Here is a 17943-nt window from a genome sequence, read left to right on the forward strand (position 1 = left end):
CATGACTGCGCCAGTGAATGCGTCATCTGGTGCTTACGATTTTAGTCAGCGTCATTTTAAATATGTACAAGTGTTTATGGCGAATGAGACGGGAATTTTTCTTGCGGATAAAAAGAAAAATATGGTGTACGGCCGTCTGGTGCGTTGCCTACGTAGAACAGGCATGGCGACGTTTGATGACTACTTCGCGTTGGTTGAGCAGAGTAAAGACGAACGAGTCGCGTTTGTTAATGCACTGACCACCAATAAAACCCAGTTTTTTCGTGAGCGCCACCATTTCGAGTTTTTAGCCCGCGAATTGATCCCCTATTGGCAAGCGGCTAAGCAAAAGCGTATTCGGATTTGGTCTGCGGGCTGCTCGACGGGGGAAGAGCCTTACACCATTGCCGCTGTACTTGCAGGGCATGGGTTGTTAGAGAGGCAATGGGATGTACAAATCCTCGCCACTGATTTAGACACCCATGTGCTCAATACGGCTCGCAAAGGCTTTTACAGTTTGGATGCTGTCCACTCGATTCCAGAAATTTATTTGCAAAACGGGTTCTTAAAAGGAAAAGGCGTCAAGCAAGATCTATTCAAGGCCAAGCGCCAGCTTCGGGATGCGATCCGTTTCGAGCCACTTAACCTGAAAGGAGAGTGGCCTCATAAGCAAGCGATGGATGCGATTTTTTGTCGTAACGTGATGATTTATTTTGATCGCGCCACACAGCAACGGCTGCTTGAGCGGTTCTGGAACCAGTTAGTACCGGCGGGGGTACTTTTTATCGGCCATTCTGAAGGACTCGGAAAGATGGCGGAGCAGTTCGATAATTTAGGTCACACCATATACCGTAAACGGGAGTGATATGCGCCAAGCCCTGGAATTACACCGGCATGCTCAAGAGAAAACACTCACCCGTTTTTTTAGTCCTGAGCACGACAAGCACATGGTGAAGCTACAACCGGGCGATGTTTATGTCAGCGCTAATGATGAGTTGATTGCCACTGGCTTGGGCTCATGTATTGCTGCGTGTATTTGGGATCCCGAGTCCCAAGTGGGCGGCATGAACCATTTTATGTTGCCTCTTAAGTGCGAAGAGGCAGAGAGTGCTTGGACAGCGGAGCCGTATTTGTCTCATGCTGCCCGTTACGGTAATTACGCCATGGAAATACTGATTAATTCTTTGCTTCAACAAGGGGCGGTAAAAAGTCGGCTAAGAGTGAAGTTATTCGGTGGTGGTAACATTATGAGGCAAAATATTGCCATTGGCCGCAAAAATATCGACTTTGTTCGTCAATATGTCACCAATGAGCAGCTTCTTTTGGTGTCGGAAGATCTTGGACAGGTCTTTCCGCGCCAAGTGCTCTTCGATCCTCGCACGGGTAAGGCTTGGGTGAAGAAAATCCAGTCACTGAGTCAGCAATTGGTGGCGGAAGAGAGCCAGTACAATCAGCGCTTGCTGCGAGAGTCTTATGAGGACGGCACCGATGAGCAAGACGTGGAGCTATTCTGATGAGCCAATATCGTTACAAAGTATTGGTGGTTGATGATTCCTTGCTCTATCGCACCCTAATCAGGGAATGCTTAGACAGTGACAGCGAGTTAGAGGTCGTTGGCTTGGCTGCCGATCCTTACGAGGCGCGTGAAAAAATAAAAAAGTTTAACCCGGATGTGATCACGCTCGATGTTGAAATGCCCAAAATGGATGGCATCCAGTTTCTTAAAAACCTGATGCGTTTACGACCGATGCCAGTGATCATGGTGTCGACCCTGACCCAGCATGGCGCAGATGTCACCCTGACAGCACTGGAGGTTGGGGCGGTGGATTATGTACCTAAACCATCATTGAACCTTGCCACTGCCATGATCCGTGAGCGTGAGGAGCTGATCAGCAAAGTGAAGATGGCGGCGCAGGCGAGTGTTGGCCACACAAACCTTTGGAATAAACCGCCGAACGTCACCATCGACCGCCAGCATTTCAACCGTAGTGGCTATCAAGTGATCGGGCTAGGGGCATCGACGGGCGGGACAGAGGCACTACGTGGTATCCTCGAGCGCTTACCCAAGCACATGCCACCCATTGTGGTCACACAGCATATCAAAGCAGCGTTTTGTGGCCCTTTTGCCGAGCGATTAGACCGCGTATGTCGATTGCAAGTTGAAGCCGTCACATCAGACACAGTGCTGTTGGCGCAAGGGCGCGTGTATGTCGCGCCCGGCGATCGACACCTCACCGTGGTCAACCGGCAAGGACATTTGTACTGTCAGCTCTCCGATAGTGCTCCCGTTGAGCGTCATCGCCCTTCCGTAGATGTGATGTTTTCATCCATCGCAGGCTCTGTCGGCAGACAGTCGATTGGCGTGATATTGACCGGAATGGGAAGAGATGGCGCCACTGGGCTATTGAAAATGCGCCAAGCGGGGGCGCTGACTGCCGCGCAAGACCAAGCCAGCTCTGTTATATGGGGAATGCCTCGCGTGGCAATTGAACGAGGGGGAGCGGCAAAGACCCTGTGTTTAACGGAAGTCGCGAATTTTTTAGTAGAGGCCATTTATGGGGACTAAGTGCGTTATCGCGACTTAGAGTGTGGGCGAGTAATACGGCATGGCGGTAGCCAAACAAAAAAAACGCTAACCTTTTGGCTAGCGTTTCTTTAAAAGTGGCTCCCCCAACTGGACTCGAACCAGTGACATACGGATTAACAGTCCGGCGTTCTACCAACTGAACTATGGGGGAATAATGGTGCCTCGAGGCGGAATCGAACCACCGACACGGGGATTTTCAATCCCCTGCTCTACCAACTGAGCTATCGAGGCAATGGTGCCGGCTGCCGGAGTCGAACTGGCGACCTACTGATTACAAGTCAGTTGCTCTACCAACTGAGCTAAGCCGGCACACAAATCGCGAAATACTGTGTGTCACACCATTATTTCATTATATGGTGCCCGGAGGCGGAATCGAACCACCGACACGGGGATTTTCAATCCCCTGCTCTACCGACTGAGCTATCCGGGCCAACGGGGCGCTATTAAACGGATTTTCCGTCTCACCGTCAACTGTTTTTTTGAAAAAAGTGCTGATATCGCATTGTTTGAATAAAAACCCAGCGAAGTGCGACAAAAACAGGCAAAAATCGGCGCTGACCACCCTTTATTGGGGGAGTTTAGAAAACGCTTTTTGATAGCGGGTGACCTTTTGTAAGTAGCGCCGTGACTCCGAAGAGGGATGGCGATGGGTCAGTGCCCAATAGACTTGGTTCGGGCGCAGCTTGTTTAAATCCTGCATGGCCCGACGTCTATTCGTATCAAATGTGCGCAGCACATTGCCTGTCCCGCCGTTATAGGCTGAAATCATGCTGTAGTGCAGAGACAGTGGATCGCGCACGGCTTTAAGGTAGCGGTTTTTGAGAATATAAAAATAGGCGGTGCCAGTATCTATATTCCGCTCTGGATCAAAGAGGTACTTGGGGGTAGGTTGGCCACTGCGTTTTTTGACTAATTTGAACACATCACGTCCGGCCGTCTTGGGCACCACTTGCATTAGGCCATAGGCATTGGCCCAGCTCACCGCATAAGGGTTAAAACTGCTTTCGGTTTTGATGATCGCATAAATCAGCTTTTCCGAGATGCCATAACGCTTGGACGCACGGCGGACGATATCGGCATATTGATAGCTGCGCTTGGCGGCATGATCCTTGACCATGGGAATGGTGACGTAATACATGTTTTGAAAACGTACTTTTTTCTTTTTTAAGCGCTTATCAATCAGGTAATTCGCAAAGCGATTGGCGCGCCACTCCCAAGTAATGGTTTTTCCTTCATGATCCACCACTTGGCCTTCGAGAAAAGGGCGGCCGGTAAGCGGCACTTTCGCCGCAGAATAGAGATCGACGGAGGCCGGATCTCTTGGCGTAAGCAAGGTGGTGACAATGGCTTGTTTGAGGTGGGACTTCGGTGCATCCGTGGCGACGGTTTCCACGCGGATAACACCGCGTTCAAAATCAATGCGCGCCCGGCTTTTGTAATTGTCTGTGTATTTGACGTAATCCCGTTTGCCTGACACGAACACTTGGTTTTCGCCCCAGCGCACCTCAATGTTGCCGGTAAATTGGCTAATCAGTTGATTAAGGGCGTCGATGTCTTTTTCGAACTGGCCGGGGATGGGCGCTAGATTTTTGGCAAACCGATTGGTGGTTTGGTAATCCACGCCCACATATTTTTCTACGCTTTCGCGGCTACAACCGGACAGCAAGGTGCTAAAGCAGCACACCAACAAGCAAAGTATTCGCGTCATCGTTTATTGCATTAGTATAAAAAACACCCGCACTGAGACTAACACAATGCGGGTGTTTTGTAGCCTTGACGATGCCCGAGTGTGGGTGGGACCGCGTTAATTAAGCCTCGGGTGGCACATAGCCGTCGATGTGCACATCTTGGCCTTCAAATAAAAACTTGACCATTTCTTCTTCGATCACCTTGCGGTGCTCAGGATCCATCATGTTGAGTTTCTTCTCGTTGATGAGCATGGTCTGTTTTTTCTGCCACTCAGCCCAGGCTTCTTTGGAAATGTTGTCATAAATGCGTTTGCCCAGCTCGCCGGGATAAAGCTGGAAATCTAGCCCGTCGGCTTCTTTTTGTAGACGTTGGCAAAATACGGTACGGCTCATAATCTAGGCTCCTTGTCATCGCCTGTGAGGTGTTGTTGGCGCTCGTGTTCTAATAAGGTTAACAGCTTTTTCACGGGTGCGGCTAACCCAACTTTTGCTGGTTGCGACAAGTTATACCAAAGCCCTTGGTTCGCTTCCATGATGATTTGCGGTCGCTGATTCACACACACCTTGACGGGGACAATGTCTAGGTGGAAGTGGCTAAATGTGTGTCTAAACGCGGTGAGCACCTCAGTGTGAGTCGGTTTGACCCCTTGTAGTTTGTCGGCAATATCGACATCAAGTGTCTGCTCTGATGCTTCCGGTAAGCACCATAGCCCGCCCCATAGCCCACTGGGCGGACGCTGCTCTAACCAGATATCGTCTTGGTATTGAATAAGTAAAAAGCTGACTTGCTTTACGGGCAAAGTCTTTTTGGGCTTTTTACCGGGAAAATCAAGCTGACGGCCTTGCGCGCGCGCTTCACAGCGGTCTGCGACCGGGCAAAGCTCGCACTTAGGCTTGCTGCGAGTACACACCATGGCACCCATATCCATCATCGCTTGGTTGTATTTATCGGTATCCGTGGCGGGCGTGAGTGCCTCAGCGATTTCCCAAAGCTTGTTTTCTACCGGCTTTTTTCCCGGCCAGCCCTCGACGGCATAGCAGCGTGCCAAGGTGCGTTTGACGTTGCCATCCAAAATAGGGTGGGGCTGATTAAGCGATAGCGATAGCACTGCGCCGGCAGTTGAGCGCCCAACACCAGGTAGCGCCATGACTTGCTCGAGTGTGGTAGGAAACACGCCGTTGTGCTCGCGGGCGATCACTTGTGCGGCTTTGTGTAGGTTGCGGGCGCGGGCGTAATAGCCAAGTCCTGTCCATAGGTGCAACACTTCGTCTTGTTCGGCATTGGCGAGAGCGGTGACTGTTGGAAAGCGCGTCATAAAGCGCTCAAAGTATGGGATCACCGTACTCACTTGGGTTTGCTGCAGCATGATCTCGCTGAGCCAGACCTTATACGGGGTTTTGTTTTGTTGCCAAGGCAGGGTTTTACGGCCATATTGCTCGTACCAGTTTAAAATGGCGTCGGAAAAAGATTGACTCACTGTGCTCTCTCTTATTGTTTTGCTCACACGTGCACAAAGGCAGGTCACAGGGTACACTAACGAGCAGGCACACTAATAGGATCAGTGCGGCCAACTTGCGCAATGGCGAAAACTTTGCATAATGCGCAGTCCGTTTAGATTTCCAACAATCGATGGTCTTTTTCACCACCATCACTAACACTGCATCACAGGCACTCAATCATGACTGAAGTCACTAAAACCGAACTGACCGAGGATGGCAAAGTTATTCGTAAAGTACGCAGCTTTGTGCGTCGCGAAGGCCGTTTAACCAAAGGCCAAGAGCAAGCGCTCAACGAATCTTGGCCGACCATGGGCATTGACTTCGAGGCGACCGAACTGGATTGGCAGCAGGTGTTTGGCAACGACAATCCGGTGGTGCTGGAAATCGGTTTCGGTATGGGCGCTTCTTTGGTGGAGATGGCTAAAAATGCCCCCGAGAAAAACTTTGTGGGTATTGAAGTCCACACCCCAGGCGTAGGTGCTTGTTTGATGGCCGCGCGCGAAGCCGGTGTCACCAACCTACGTGTGATGTGTCACGATGCGGTCGAGGTGTTTGAGCAAATGCTGCCAAAAGACAGCCTCGACACCGTGCAACTGTTCTTCCCTGATCCTTGGCATAAAAAACGTCACCATAAGCGCCGCATTGTCCAACTACCGTTTGCTGAAATGGTACGTGACAAGCTGAAAGTGGGTGGCGTATTCCACATGGCCACTGATTGGGAAAACTATGCCGAACATATGATTGACGTGATGGAAGCCGCGCCTCACTATCAGAACGTGGCGCAAGAGGGGCTTTATGTCCCACGCCCTGACGATCGTCCTCTGACTAAATTTGAGCAGCGTGGACAGCGCCTTGGCCACGGTGTTTGGGATATCAAATACACGCGCACCGCCTAAAAGACGCGTGTGTCACTCAGCATCTGTTACGCACTTAAAGCCAACCTGAGGTTGGCTTTTTTGTCCTATGTTGTAGAAGGAAGCTGCCCTTGAAACCCAGTGCGCAATTACTCGAGCAAATTCTTGACGATGTTCGGCCATTAATTGGACAAGGCAAGGTGGCTGACTATATTCCCGCATTAGCCGATGTGGCCAATCACAAACTCGGGATCGCAGTATGTTATAACGATGGCGATGTGATCCGTGCCGGTGATGCTGATGAGGCATTCTCTATTCAATCGATCTCCAAGGTGTTGAGCCTGACACTGGCGATGCAAAACTATCAAGCTGAGGAAATCTGGGCGCGTGTGGGCAAAGAGCCCTCTGGACAAGCGTTTAATTCGTTAATCCAGCTTGAGATGGAGCAAGGGATCCCGCGTAACCCCTTTATTAACGCCGGTGCATTGGTCGTCAGCGACATGCTACACACGCGCCAGTCTGCGCCTCGTCAACGGATGCTTGAATTTGTACGTCACCTCGCGGGTAATCCACATTTGTGTTACGACAAGGCGGTGGCGGATTCAGAAATGCTGCACAGCGACAGAAATGCAGCGATTGCCTATCTGATGCGTGCGTTTGGCAATTTTGATAATGATGTGGTGCCAGTATTAACCAACTATTTTCATTATTGTGCGTTAGAGATGAGCTGTGTCGACTTGGCAAAGGCGTTTTTCTACTTGGCCAATAAAGGGACACCGCTAAGTGATGACACCGCTATCTTGAGCCCGACACAAAGCAAACAGATGAACGCCTTATTGGCGACTTGTGGCTTGTACGATGGTGCGGGTGAATTTGCTTATCGCGTAGGCATGCCAGGTAAATCCGGGGTAGGCGGGGGCATTATTGCCGTTGTGCCTGGTGAGATGTCGATTGCCGTCTGGTCGCCGGAGCTAGACCCTTCGGGCAATTCCTTAGCGGGAACGGCTGCGTTGGAGCTATTATCGGCTCGAATTGGCCGCTCGATATTTTAGGGTAAACCTCGATATTGCGCCCATGATAAGGGCAATATGAATACCTTTGAGTACAAAAAGCCCCGCATTCACCTGTGGGGCTTTTTAGCATCACGGCGATACCGCGATAACATCAAGTAGCTAGGCGTCAGCGGCCAATGTGGCGAAAGCATGGTCAGCGGCCGCGAGCGTGGCATCAATTTCTTTTTGCCCATGCGCTAAGCAGGTAAAGCAAGCCTCAAACGCAGAAGGGGCCAAGTACACGCCTTGCTCGAGCATCAAGTGGAAGAAACGCTTGAAGCGCTCGGTGTCACACTGTTGCACATCTTTAAAGCAGGTGACGGTTTCTTGCTCGGTGAAGAAGAAGCCAAACATCGCGCCTGCTTGGTTCGTGGTCAGCGCAATACCGTGTTTGTCAGCTAAGGATTTGAACCCTTCTGCGAGCTGATGGGTCACATGGGTCAAGTAATCGTGGTTACCTGGCTGGCGAAGCTCAGACAAACAGGCGTGACCGGCCGCCATGGCGACGGGATTCCCGGCGAGTGTTCCCGCTTGGTATACTGGCCCTGTCGGAGCCAAGTATTCCATTACCTCACGACGTCCCCCGAATGCCCCCACTGGCATACCACCACCGACAATTTTGCCTAATGTGGTTAAGTCAGGTTTGACGTCGTAATAAGCTTGCGCGCCACCTAATGCCACGCGGAAGCCAGTCATGACCTCATCAAAAATCAGTAAGGCACCGAACTCATCACACAGTTCGCGCAGGCCTTGTAAGAAGCCGGGTTGCGGCGGCACACAGTTCATGTTGCCGGATACCGGCTCAACAATGATACACGCCACTTCGTCAGGATAGGTCTCAAACGTTTGGCGCACCGAGTCTAGGTCGTTATAGGTGCAGGTCAGAGTGTGCTTGGCAAAGTCGGCCGGCACCCCTGGAGAGTTGGGTTCACCGAGGGTGAGGGCACCAGACCCCGCTTTGACCAGCAAGCAATCGCCATGGCCGTGATAGTTGCCCTCAAATTTGATGAACTTATCGCGTTTGGTAAATCCGCGCGCAAGGCGAATGGCGCTCATGGTCGCTTCAGTGCCTGAGTTCACCATGCGTACCATTTCCATCGAAGGCACTAACTCTGCTACCAGCTCCGATAAGGTTGTTTCACTCTCGGTTGGCGCACCAAAGCTGAGGCCACGCTGAGCAGCATCCACCACGGCTTCGCGGATTGCGCTGTGATTATGGCCTAAGATCATCGGCCCCCAAGAGCCAACAAAATCGATATAAGCTTTGCCGTCGGCATCAAAAATGTACGCGCCGTCAGCACGCTCCATGAAGACAGGGTCGCCGCCGACACCGGCAAAAGCACGCACGGGAGAATTCACGCCACCGGGAATGGTGCGTCGAGCTTGTTGAAAAAGTTGTGCTGATTTGGTCATGACATATCCTGTTTGGTAAGGCTTGGCCTAAATTGCGTTGGCGTATTTTAACCAAAGATACGGAACACTGGCGAGGTAGAGTATGATTTCGTTAAGACAAGATTGGCAATTAATACGTACTGATCACAGTTGCGATCAAACGCGCAATACTTGAACACTTTACTCAGGTATTGGATAATCGAATAATTAGCACAAAGAGCATGTGAGGTAACAATGAGCGAAGCACCTTTGCCGTTAGAGTTTTCTGAGGCCGCGGCAACCAAGGTAAAGACGCTGATTCAGGAAGAAGAAAACCCCAACCTGAAGTTGCGCGTCTATATCACCGGTGGTGGCTGTAGCGGCTTCCAATATGGTTTTACCTTTGATGAAAACGTCAACGAAGGAGATATGGAGATCGAGAAAAGCGGCGTGATGCTGGTGGTTGACCCTATGAGCTTACAGTATCTGATGGGCGGGAAGGTCGACTACACCGAGGGCCTTGAAGGATCGCGCTTTTTCATTGATAACCCTAATGCCACAACGACTTGTGGTTGTGGTGCGTCATTTAGCGTTTAATCGTGTTGTGGCGATACCGCTGACGACAATCAAAAACGGCGCCTGCAGGCGCCGTTTTTGATCCGCAGAGCTGATTAGCCGCCACGGTTATAGTGGTTAAGGCTGCCAACTGTGGCCAACAGCTGGTTAAACTTACTCAACTGAGCCATGCGTGACTCAGCCAAACGCACAAACGCCTTCTTTTGTTCACCTTGAAGAGACTTGGCTTCAGGCAGTTTTACCGTCCGCGGGTTTTTATGGACACCGTGAACGAGAAACTCATAGTGCAAGTGTGCACCCGTCACCCGCCCTGTTGAACCTAGCGTACCGATAATATCCCCTTGTTTGACGCGCTGACCGGTTTTCACTTTACGCTTGGTCAGGTGCAAATACTTGGTGATATAGGTCGAGCTGTGGCGGATAAACACATAGTTGCCGTTGAAGCGGTTGTATGAGGCTTTCATCACCACGCCGTCCCCGGCGGCTTTGATTGGGGTTCCCACTGGCGCAACATAATCGGTGCCACGGTGCGGCTTCACACGGCCAGTGACCGGGTGCAAACGACGTGGGTTGAAGTTTGAGCTGACATAGCGGAAGTTAACCGGTGAGCGCAAAAACGCCTTTTTCATCGCCTTGCCGCTCGGTGTGTAGTACTTGCCATTTTTGGCGCGTACTGCCGTGAAGGTATCCCCTCGGTTGGTGAAGGTGGCGGCGAGGATATTGCCACTGCCTATATGCTCTCCTTCGACAAATTCTTCTTCGTACAGCACTGAAAAGCTATCGCCATTGCGAATATCAAGGGCAAAATCCACATCCCAGCCAAAAATCCCCGCGAGTTGCATGATCTGATTTGGGTTTAATCCAGCATCAGAAGCAGCTTGCCAAAAGTTTGACTTGATAGTCGCACGGGCAAAGTTTAGCTGCGTATCAACGTGCTTGGTTTCCAGCCGTGATTGATAGCTATCATCAATTTTATTCACGATCAGGGTTTCGTTACTGCCTCGTGGTTGAATGAGCTGCACCAGCTCGCCGTCATCATCAACCCCTAGACGTACTTCATCGCCTGGGTTTAAGTAAGCGAGACTTTGCGTTCTTTCGTCGGCATTGACGAGACGATAGAGAGTGGTGGGGCTTAACCCCGCACGGCTAAACAATAGCGCCATGCTCTCGCCAGGCTGTACTTCATAGGTTTGCCAGTGGATATTGCGCTTAAACTGCGCGGGCATCTCATCTTTGGGAGGCAGGAGTGAGACGGCCTCAACCGGTAAAGGGTAATGCTTTCCCGGTTCGAAATTAGGTTTAGGGCGCGGCGTATCGGCGCCGTCTGGTACCAACATTAACAAGACAATGAATGCGCTTAATGCACCGATAACGAGTTTATGTAACTTGGGTAAGGCTGCGAGTTTATTTAACGGCATGAAGACTATGTTGAATCACTACGAATAAAGTTATGACAGTCAGACACCCAATCGGTTTTATTGGGGATGATGCCCTGAAGTAGATTTGACACGGCTGACACAAAGACCACATACATCTTTTGACGGCAGCCGCTGCGCGCACCTTGTACACACTCTATCAGTTTAACTGGTTTCAAAAACTGTCGCTATTCGAGTAATATGTCGGTTTATCACATTTTTGCCTATTGGGTAGGAGCAAGAGACTATGGCGAGCCTGGAAGCCGCGCTAGCAGAGCTAAAACGTGGCGTAGATGAAGTAATCCCGGAAGACGAGCTGGTGGCGAAGCTGAAAGAGGATCGTCCTCTTCGCATCAAACTTGGCGCGGATCCCACCGCACCCGATATCCACCTGGGTCACACAGTGATCCTTAATAAGCTGCGAGCTTTTCAAGCGCTTGGCCACGAAGTGATCTTCTTGATTGGCGACTATACCGGTATGGTAGGTGACCCAAGTGGTAAAAATACAACCCGTCCGCCTTTGACGCGTGAGCAGGTGCTGCAAAACGCAGAGACCTACAAAGAGCAGGTGTTCAAAATTCTGGATCCGGCGAAAACGCGTATCGAATTCAACTCGAAATGGCTAGGAGAGCTGGGCACAGATGGCATGATCCGTTTGGCAGCAAGCTCCACCGTGGCTCGCATGCTTGAGCGTGATGACTTTAAAAAGCGCTATACCAGCAACCAAGCCATTGCTATCCATGAGTTCATCTACCCACTGCTTCAAGGGCACGACTCCGTCGCGCTAGAAGCGGATGTTGAGTTGGGCGGCACCGATCAAAAATTCAACTTGCTGATGGGGCGCGAGCTGCAAAAACAAGCAGGACAAAGCCCGCAAGTGGTGATGACCATGCCACTACTGGTTGGATTAGACGGTGTGAAAAAGATGTCTAAGTCAGCACATAACTACATTGGTGTAAGCGAGCGCCCGGATGACATGTTCGGTAAGATCATGTCGATTTCTGACGATCTGATGTGGGATTACTATGAGCTGCTGTCTTTCCGCCCACTTGAGGAGGTGGCGCAGTTTAAGCAAGACGTACAAGCCGGGAAAAACCCGCGTGATATTAAGATCTTGCTAGCCAAAGAAATCATCGCGCGTTTCCACTCCGACGCCGATGCTGATGCCGCTGAACAAACGTTCGTCAATCGTTTCCAAAAAGGCGCAATGCCGGATGAGATGCCAAGCTTTACCTTCGAGCAAGGTATGGCGATTGCTAATCTGTTAAAAGAAGCTGGGCTGGTTAATTCCACTTCGGATGCACTGCGTATGGTTCGCCAAGGCGCGGTGAAAATTGATGGTGAAAAAGTCGAAGATACCAAGCTGGTGCCGGCCGCCGGTGAAGCCGTTTACCAAGTGGGCAAGCGCAAGTTTGCCCGGGTGACGCTCAGCTAAGCTCTACCCTATCTGGCGCCGTAAGCGGGCACCAACATATCAAACCCTCGCATGTACGCGAGGGTTTTTTATGTCAATCATTCCCCACCGATAGTTGGACAGGTGCTTAGCGACTAGGTATGCCAAACGCCTTTTAGTGCACGAACCATGTGTTGACCAAGGTAAAACGCTGTTTGTAGGCAGGCCTCGCTAAGTTGGCCATCGTCTGGAGTGTGTGACGTCACCCCAAGGCTTGTGCCACTTGGGTTAATGTTTTCTACCCCGATATTGGCACGACCAAGGCTTAGCCACAGCATGTCATGCTGGCTGGCTAAAGTTTGGAAATACTGCAGTGTCTGGGGCTGATCGCCACCTGGATAGGTGCCTACAGTAAAGCCTGCCGCGTACTTTCCTCGCCAGTCTTGGTTTTCCCACGTTGGGCTAGACGCGTCGGCGAACGCCTTAAATTGGGCGCTCGGTCCACCCATATAGGTGGGGGCACCAAAAATAATGGCATCGACCTCTCTAAGCTTTTCAAACACCTTATCATCGACAAAGCGTCCGTTTTCTATCATCTCAGGATCAATGCGGTAAACCACAGGTTCTGCATCGCCGGCATGAATGCCCTCGGCAATGGTAGTGGCTAGCGCATGAGTATGATCGCTGACAGAGTGATAAATGATGGCAATGCTGATCATTGTGGCTCCTTTATTGAGGCTGTTACCCATGACCTTAGGTTGTGTAGCCCATACTTCAACCACTATCTGCTATATCTCGCTACACCTTAACAATAATTGCTATCGTTATCTGTCTAGTGCGAACGGCGGTAACGATAAATGCCAGCGGATCGCCGCTAAGCGAATCAATAGTGTGGTGACCATACCGACAATAGAGGCCGTGACAGTGCCTGGGCTGACTTGAACGGCGAGGGTGTGAACGATACCGCCGGCAATACAGGCAGTGGCATAGACTTCTGTTCTCAGCACCATAGGCACTTCGCGTGCGAGCACATCACGAATAATGCCGCCACCACACGCGGTAATCACGCCCATGATCACCGCCACCAAGGGAGATGCGCCATAACTGAGGGCTTTATCGACGCCGATACCCACAAAGACCGCCAGCCCAACGGCATCGGCACAAGGCAACACGTACCAGGGAAGACGACGAGGGTGACGAATAAGTAGCATAGTGGCGACACAGGTGGCCAATATCACCCAAATATAGGTGGTGTCGGTAATCCAAAATGCCGGTGTGGCACCGATTGCCATATCTCGGACTGTCCCGCCGCCTATAGCGGTGGCACAGGCGAGAACCACTACACCAAAGGGATCCATACGCAAACGACCCGCCACCAGCACACCGGAAATCGCGAACACGGCCGTACCGAATAAGTCGAATAAATACAAAATCATGGTCTGAGTCATGCTAAATCCTATTGCGCCTGACGGACTTTATCGAGGGCGGTACAAATTTGCTCGGCCGCGTTTAATGCGCGAGGGGTCGCGCGAGTGAGCCAATCCGGGTTAAGTGGCCAAGTAAACTGGTGCGTCGTATTAGGCAGCAAGTCGGCCATCGAATCCCAACTGTCTGGTGGCTGCTCGCCCGTGTGGAAAAGCACCTTGGGGGTACGTGTGATGACTTGCTCCATGTTTACTTGTGGATAGGCGGCGGCGCTATCGGCGAAGATATTTTTCCCGCCACACAAGCGAAATAACTGACTCGGCCAAGCGCGGTTACTGGCGGTCATCAGTGGCGTGTCACTGAGTAAATAAAAGTAGGGAACGGGCTCTGCATCGCGGTATTGGGCGTTTAATTGCGCCAGTTTTTGATCAAAGGCGTTGGCATTGCGCGTGGCAATGTCTGGGCTCTCGCTATAATCGCCAAGCTCGCGAATAAACTGACTAATATCACTGAGCGTGTTGGGGTTGAGGTAACGGATGGTAAAGCCTAATTCCGCCAGTGCTTCCAGAGGTTTGGGTGGGTTCCCGCCGCGCCAAGCTAAAATAAGATCGGGTTGCAGGGCGATAATGCGCTCGAGTTTGACGCCCCGATAGTTGGCCACGCGTTCAAGCGATTGCGCTGGCTGCGGATAATCACTGTAAGCACTGGCGGCGACCATATTAGGACCCAGCCCAGCGGCATAAGCTAGCTCGGTGGCATGGGGAGCGAGGCTAATCACTCGCAGCGGGGTGGCGTGTGCAAAAGGCATCCATATTAACGCCAAGACAAGCCACCAAGCTTGCAAGCGAAAAAGGGTAAAAAGGGCACGAAAACGCGGCATCAATCAGTGTCCTTAAACGATTAAAACCAAAGAGCATAACCCGAGCCAGATTAAAACACTGTGGGTTAACTTCAAGCGCAGCAATAAAAGGTGATAACAAGCAGGGGTGACACCATAGCCAATTTTGGTTCTCAAGGTCTTGGTGCCTTGATAGACAGCTGGGCCGCCTAGAGAGAGCTGGAAGCGACTGCCCGCGCAGGCGAGTAGCCAACCTGATCCAAGCGTTCGCCAGCGTCTGCCCTGCTGCCAGCCGGTTTTCAGGTGTGACCACGGTTGACGGCTCATTGCCACGATCATCGCAAACAGCCCCATTGGCACTATATCCAACAGGTTCAATAAGCGGGCACTGGCCAAGCCAAATGGGTAGTAGCTTAAGCGGCTTGGGGTCCAAACGCGGTGAAGGTGTACTAAGCTGGTGTACAGCAAGGCACCTACGCCGCCTGCCAGCAGATAATAAAATATCACGCAAACACAGTGTCGCGCCGTGCCGAGAAGCAGTGTTTCCGCTGCCGCTTTCCCTATTCCAATCAATGACAGAGACTCGGTTTCACGGTTGACGCGGGTGGCGAGCAACGCGCGCGCTGCGCCTTTGTCATGTTGGTCTATTGCATGGGCGATGGTATGGCCAAACTTATCGATCGGTCGCCAATCAAGTGCGAGCCAGAGCAATATGGCATCGAACAGGGGGCGCGACCACACCAGCTCGCGGGTGGCGATTAAAAAAATCGCGAGGGTGCCACCCATCAAGATTAAGGCGAGCGCACCGGCAAGCTTACGCTGGCGCTTAGGGTATGTGTCTTTGTTGACTTGGCTCGCGAGCAAGTCGGCATACTGCCGCCAGTATTGAAACGGGGAGTATTGACCGGGCAATGGGAGTAGCCAGTGCACGAATACCGCCAACCACAATGCCCATAAGCGTCCTTGGTCGGCGGCGTAGATCATCCATTGTTGCGGATTGAGCAAATCATCCATGGGGGCGTGCGATTAGGCGTCGATCATTGTGACCATGTTTTCCACCATGGCCGATGAGCTTTTGGCCGCTAACGGCAGAAACTCTTCAAAGGTCATGGGTGACTCTTTTTCGGCGACCACATCCGAGATAGCACGTACCACTACAAAAGGCGTGGCAAACTGGGCACACACTTGCGCGATCGCTGCCGCTTCCATTTCGGCGGCCACCGCATCTGGGAAGTGGGTATGGATATGTTGGCGGTGGGCCTCGGTGTGGACAAAGGTATCGGCGGTACAGATCAAGCCACGCACCACATGTGTTTGGCTGTCCACGGCTTTTTCCGCGAGTTGCATTAACGCTTCATCGGACTCGAAGACCGCTGGTTGCTGCGGCACTTGTCCCATTTGATAGCCGAATGCAGTGGCATCTGCATCGTGATAACAGACTTTTGAAGACACCACCACATCACCCAGATTGAGTGAAGGCTCAAACGCACCGGCCGACCCTGTGTTGATCACCCAATCGGGCTTGAATTGTGATAGCAGCAAACTGGTACCAACGGCAGCGGCAACTTTACCGATGCCAGACTGAAGTAACACGATATCATGGCCTTGCAAAGTGCCCGTATAAAAGGTGCAGCCGCCTTCTTGATGAGTGGCGCTATTTTCCAGCTTGTCGCGCAGTAGAGTGACTTCTTGCTCCATGGCGCCAATAATACCGATTTTCATGCTGATAACCCTGTTAGTGTAAATGCCGTTAGTGTACATGAGGCAATAAAAAAGTGCCTCCTTTGAGGCACTTCTGGATCGATAACATCGATGTCTACGTGAAGGATATCAAACGGTGTATCGCTCGCGTTATACTTCTAAGTAGTCCATGATGCCGTCCGCGGCTTTGCGACCTTCATCAATGGCCGTTACCACCAAATCGGAGCCGCGCACCGCATCGCCCCCGGCAAAAATTTTGGGGTTCGTAGTTTGGTACAAGATATCCCCTTTGGCGGGCGCTTGGATTCGCCCGCGCTCATCAAGAGCGACGTCGTAGGGTTCTAGCCATTCCATTGCGTGCGGCTGGAAACCGAAGGCCATGATCACCGCATCCGCTTCCAGCACATGCTCACTGCCTTCAATCGGCTCTGGGCGGCGGCGACCCGCGGCATCAGGCGCTCCGAGCTGGGTTTTTACCACAGTAACCCCACTCACATTGCCGTTACCGTCAACTTCAATCCCCAGCGGTTGCAGGTTGAACATAAAGTTCACCCCTTCTTCGCGGGCATTTTTCACCTCACGGCGCGAGCCAGGCATGTTTTCCTCATCCCGACGGTAGGCACAGGTGACACTGGCGGCTTGTTGGCGAATTGAGGTACGGACACAGTCCATCGCGGTATCTCCCCCTCCAAGCACCACGACACGTTTCCCCGCCATATCGATGAACGGTGGGGCGTTATCCAGTGCCATCACCTTGTAAGTATTGGAGACTAAGAAGGGCAGGGCATCAAAGACGCCAGGTGCATCTTCATTAGCCAGCCCTGCACGCATGTACTTGTAGGTACCTACCCCTAAGAAAACGGCATCGTAGTCGTTAACCAAGGTTTGCATGTCAATATCTTTGCCCACTTCGGTGTTAAGGCGAAACTCAACGCCCATCTCGGTAAAGACGCGCTGGCGATGTCGCATCACATCTTTTTCGAGCTTAAACGATGGAATGCCAAAAGTGAGCAAGCCTCCAATTTCTGGGTAGCGGTCAAAGACCACGGGTTTGACCCCGTTGCGGACCAGCACATCGGCGCAGGCGAGCCCCGCTGGGCCGGCACCAATCACGGCGACCTTTTTGTCTGTCCACTCGACGTGTGACATGTCAGGCTTCCAGCCCATTTCAAAGGCTTTGTCCGTGATGTACTTTTCGACATTGCCGATGGTGACGGCGCCAAAGTCGTCGTTGAGGGTGCAGTCACCCTCGCACAGACGGTCTTGTGGACAGACACGGCCACATACCTCGGGCAAGCTATTGGTTTGGTGTGATAACTCTACCGCTTCAATTATCCGCCCTTGGTTGGCAAGTTCCAGCCATTGAGGGATATAGTTGTGTACCGGACACTTCCATTCGCAATACGGGTTACCGCAATCAAGGCAGCGATCGGCTTGTGCTGATACTTCCTTTTCGGTGAAGGGTTCGTAGATTTCGACGAACTCAATTTTGCGCGTTTCAATCGCTTTCTTACGCGGGTCAATGCGTTGTACATCAATAAACTGATAGATGTTCTGGCTCATG

At 51.7% G+C, this 17943-nt stretch carries 18 protein-coding genes and 4 tRNA genes; 7 read left to right on the plus strand and 15 right to left on the minus strand.

Annotated elements, in window-relative coordinates; translation table 11 throughout:
- Window position 1 precedes the first annotated feature (1 nt).
- From BGL48_RS14960 to BGL48_RS14970, 3 genes are read left to right on the plus strand one after another with little or no spacing between them, the layout of a single operon-like run.
- Complete coding sequence (locus BGL48_RS14960) at window positions 2-844, plus strand: CheR family methyltransferase (RefSeq protein ID WP_069363407.1); 843 nt, start codon at window positions 2-4, stop codon at window positions 842-844.
- Window position 845: 1 nt separating this feature from the next.
- Complete coding sequence (locus tag BGL48_RS14965) at window positions 846-1493, plus strand: chemotaxis protein CheD (RefSeq protein WP_069363408.1); 648 nt, start codon at window positions 846-848, stop codon at window positions 1491-1493.
- Complete coding sequence (locus BGL48_RS14970; protein WP_069363409.1) at window positions 1493-2545, plus strand: protein-glutamate methylesterase/protein-glutamine glutaminase; 1053 nt, start codon at window positions 1493-1495, stop codon at window positions 2543-2545. The genes BGL48_RS14965 and BGL48_RS14970 overlap by 1 nt, the downstream gene beginning before the upstream one ends.
- A 96-nt stretch (window positions 2546-2641) precedes the next feature.
- Here the strand turns inward: BGL48_RS14970 and BGL48_RS14975 are convergent.
- The 7 genes from BGL48_RS14975 to mutY all read right to left on the minus strand — a co-directional run bounded on the left by BGL48_RS14975 (window position 2642) and on the right by mutY (window position 5732).
- Window positions 2642-2717, minus strand: a tRNA-Asn gene (locus tag BGL48_RS14975).
- Between the two features lie 4 nt (window positions 2718-2721).
- A tRNA-Phe gene (locus tag BGL48_RS14980) sits at window positions 2722-2797 on the minus strand.
- Window positions 2798-2799: 2 nt separating this feature from the next.
- Window positions 2800-2875 (minus strand) — tRNA-Thr (locus tag BGL48_RS14985).
- 45 nt (window positions 2876-2920) lie between these two features.
- Window positions 2921-2996 (minus strand) — tRNA-Phe (locus BGL48_RS14990).
- 135 nt (window positions 2997-3131) lie between these two features.
- A complete protein-coding gene (mltC, locus tag BGL48_RS14995) occupies window positions 3132-4274 on the minus strand; it encodes a membrane-bound lytic murein transglycosylase MltC (protein WP_069363410.1) in 1143 nt (380 codons plus the stop codon).
- A gap of 100 nt (window positions 4275-4374) precedes the next feature.
- A complete protein-coding gene (locus BGL48_RS15000; RefSeq protein ID WP_046074030.1) occupies window positions 4375-4647 on the minus strand; it encodes an oxidative damage protection protein in 273 nt (90 codons plus the stop codon).
- The gene (gene mutY, locus BGL48_RS15005) at window positions 4644-5732 is read right to left on the minus strand and encodes an A/G-specific adenine glycosylase (protein ID WP_069363411.1); all 1089 of its coding nucleotides are present in this window, start codon (window positions 5730-5732) and stop codon (window positions 4644-4646) included. The genes BGL48_RS15000 and mutY overlap by 4 nt, the downstream gene beginning before the upstream one ends.
- A 201-nt stretch (window positions 5733-5933) precedes the next feature.
- Between mutY and trmB the strand changes: the two genes are divergently transcribed.
- Window positions 5934-6650 carry a tRNA (guanosine(46)-N7)-methyltransferase TrmB gene (gene trmB, locus BGL48_RS15010; RefSeq protein WP_069363412.1) on the plus strand — a complete coding sequence of 239 codons (717 nt, stop codon included), beginning with the start codon at window positions 5934-5936 and terminating at the stop codon, window positions 6648-6650.
- Between the two features lie 89 nt (window positions 6651-6739).
- Window positions 6740-7660 carry a glutaminase B gene (gene glsB / locus BGL48_RS15015; protein WP_069363413.1) on the plus strand — a complete coding sequence of 307 codons (921 nt, stop codon included), beginning with the start codon at window positions 6740-6742 and terminating at the stop codon, window positions 7658-7660.
- 120 nt (window positions 7661-7780) lie between these two features.
- Here glsB and hemL read toward each other — a convergent pair whose 3' ends face one another.
- Window positions 7781-9073 (minus strand): glutamate-1-semialdehyde 2,1-aminomutase, encoded by a 1293-nt coding sequence (hemL, locus tag BGL48_RS15020; RefSeq protein WP_069363414.1) that lies wholly within the window; start codon window positions 9071-9073, stop codon window positions 7781-7783.
- Between the two features lie 213 nt (window positions 9074-9286).
- Between hemL and erpA the strand changes: the two genes are divergently transcribed.
- A complete protein-coding gene (gene erpA / locus BGL48_RS15025) occupies window positions 9287-9628 on the plus strand; it encodes an iron-sulfur cluster insertion protein ErpA (protein WP_021022145.1) in 342 nt (113 codons plus the stop codon).
- 74 nt (window positions 9629-9702) lie between these two features.
- On the opposite strand, the gene BGL48_RS15030 is transcribed toward erpA, so the two are convergent.
- Window positions 9703-11025: a peptidoglycan DD-metalloendopeptidase family protein gene (locus BGL48_RS15030; RefSeq protein WP_069363415.1), complete on the minus strand. Its 1323-nt coding sequence runs from the start codon at window positions 11023-11025 to the stop codon at window positions 9703-9705.
- 244 nt (window positions 11026-11269) lie between these two features.
- On the opposite strand from BGL48_RS15030, the gene tyrS reads away from it, so the two are divergent.
- Window positions 11270-12457, plus strand: coding sequence for a tyrosine--tRNA ligase (tyrS, locus tag BGL48_RS15035; protein ID WP_069363416.1), 1188 nt, complete (start codon window positions 11270-11272; stop codon window positions 12455-12457).
- A gap of 113 nt (window positions 12458-12570) precedes the next feature.
- Here tyrS and BGL48_RS15040 read toward each other — a convergent pair whose 3' ends face one another.
- The 6 genes from BGL48_RS15040 to BGL48_RS15065 all read right to left on the minus strand — a co-directional run bounded on the left by BGL48_RS15040 (window position 12571) and on the right by BGL48_RS15065 (window position 17942).
- Complete coding sequence (locus BGL48_RS15040; RefSeq protein ID WP_069363417.1) at window positions 12571-13134, minus strand: flavodoxin family protein; 564 nt, start codon at window positions 13132-13134, stop codon at window positions 12571-12573.
- A gap of 105 nt (window positions 13135-13239) precedes the next feature.
- Window positions 13240-13851, minus strand: coding sequence for a TRIC cation channel family protein (locus tag BGL48_RS15045; protein ID WP_069363568.1), 612 nt, complete (start codon window positions 13849-13851; stop codon window positions 13240-13242).
- Window positions 13852-13871: 20 nt separating this feature from the next.
- Complete coding sequence (btuF, locus tag BGL48_RS15050) at window positions 13872-14720, minus strand: vitamin B12 ABC transporter substrate-binding protein BtuF (RefSeq protein ID WP_077649202.1); 849 nt, start codon at window positions 14718-14720, stop codon at window positions 13872-13874.
- 12 nt (window positions 14721-14732) lie between these two features.
- The gene (locus BGL48_RS15055) at window positions 14733-15692 is read right to left on the minus strand and encodes a cobalamin biosynthesis protein (RefSeq protein WP_069363418.1); all 960 of its coding nucleotides are present in this window, start codon (window positions 15690-15692) and stop codon (window positions 14733-14735) included.
- A gap of 12 nt (window positions 15693-15704) precedes the next feature.
- A complete protein-coding gene (gene mtnN / locus BGL48_RS15060) occupies window positions 15705-16400 on the minus strand; it encodes a 5'-methylthioadenosine/S-adenosylhomocysteine nucleosidase (protein ID WP_069363570.1) in 696 nt (231 codons plus the stop codon).
- A gap of 129 nt (window positions 16401-16529) precedes the next feature.
- Window positions 16530-17942 carry an FAD-dependent oxidoreductase gene (locus BGL48_RS15065; RefSeq protein ID WP_069363419.1) on the minus strand — a complete coding sequence of 471 codons (1413 nt, stop codon included), beginning with the start codon at window positions 17940-17942 and terminating at the stop codon, window positions 16530-16532.
- Window position 17943: the final 1 nt, after the last annotated feature.

This window comes from Salinivibrio sp. SS3 (assembly GCF_001722105.1).
Taxonomy (GTDB): Bacteria; Pseudomonadota; Gammaproteobacteria; order Enterobacterales; family Vibrionaceae; genus Salinivibrio; species Salinivibrio kushneri.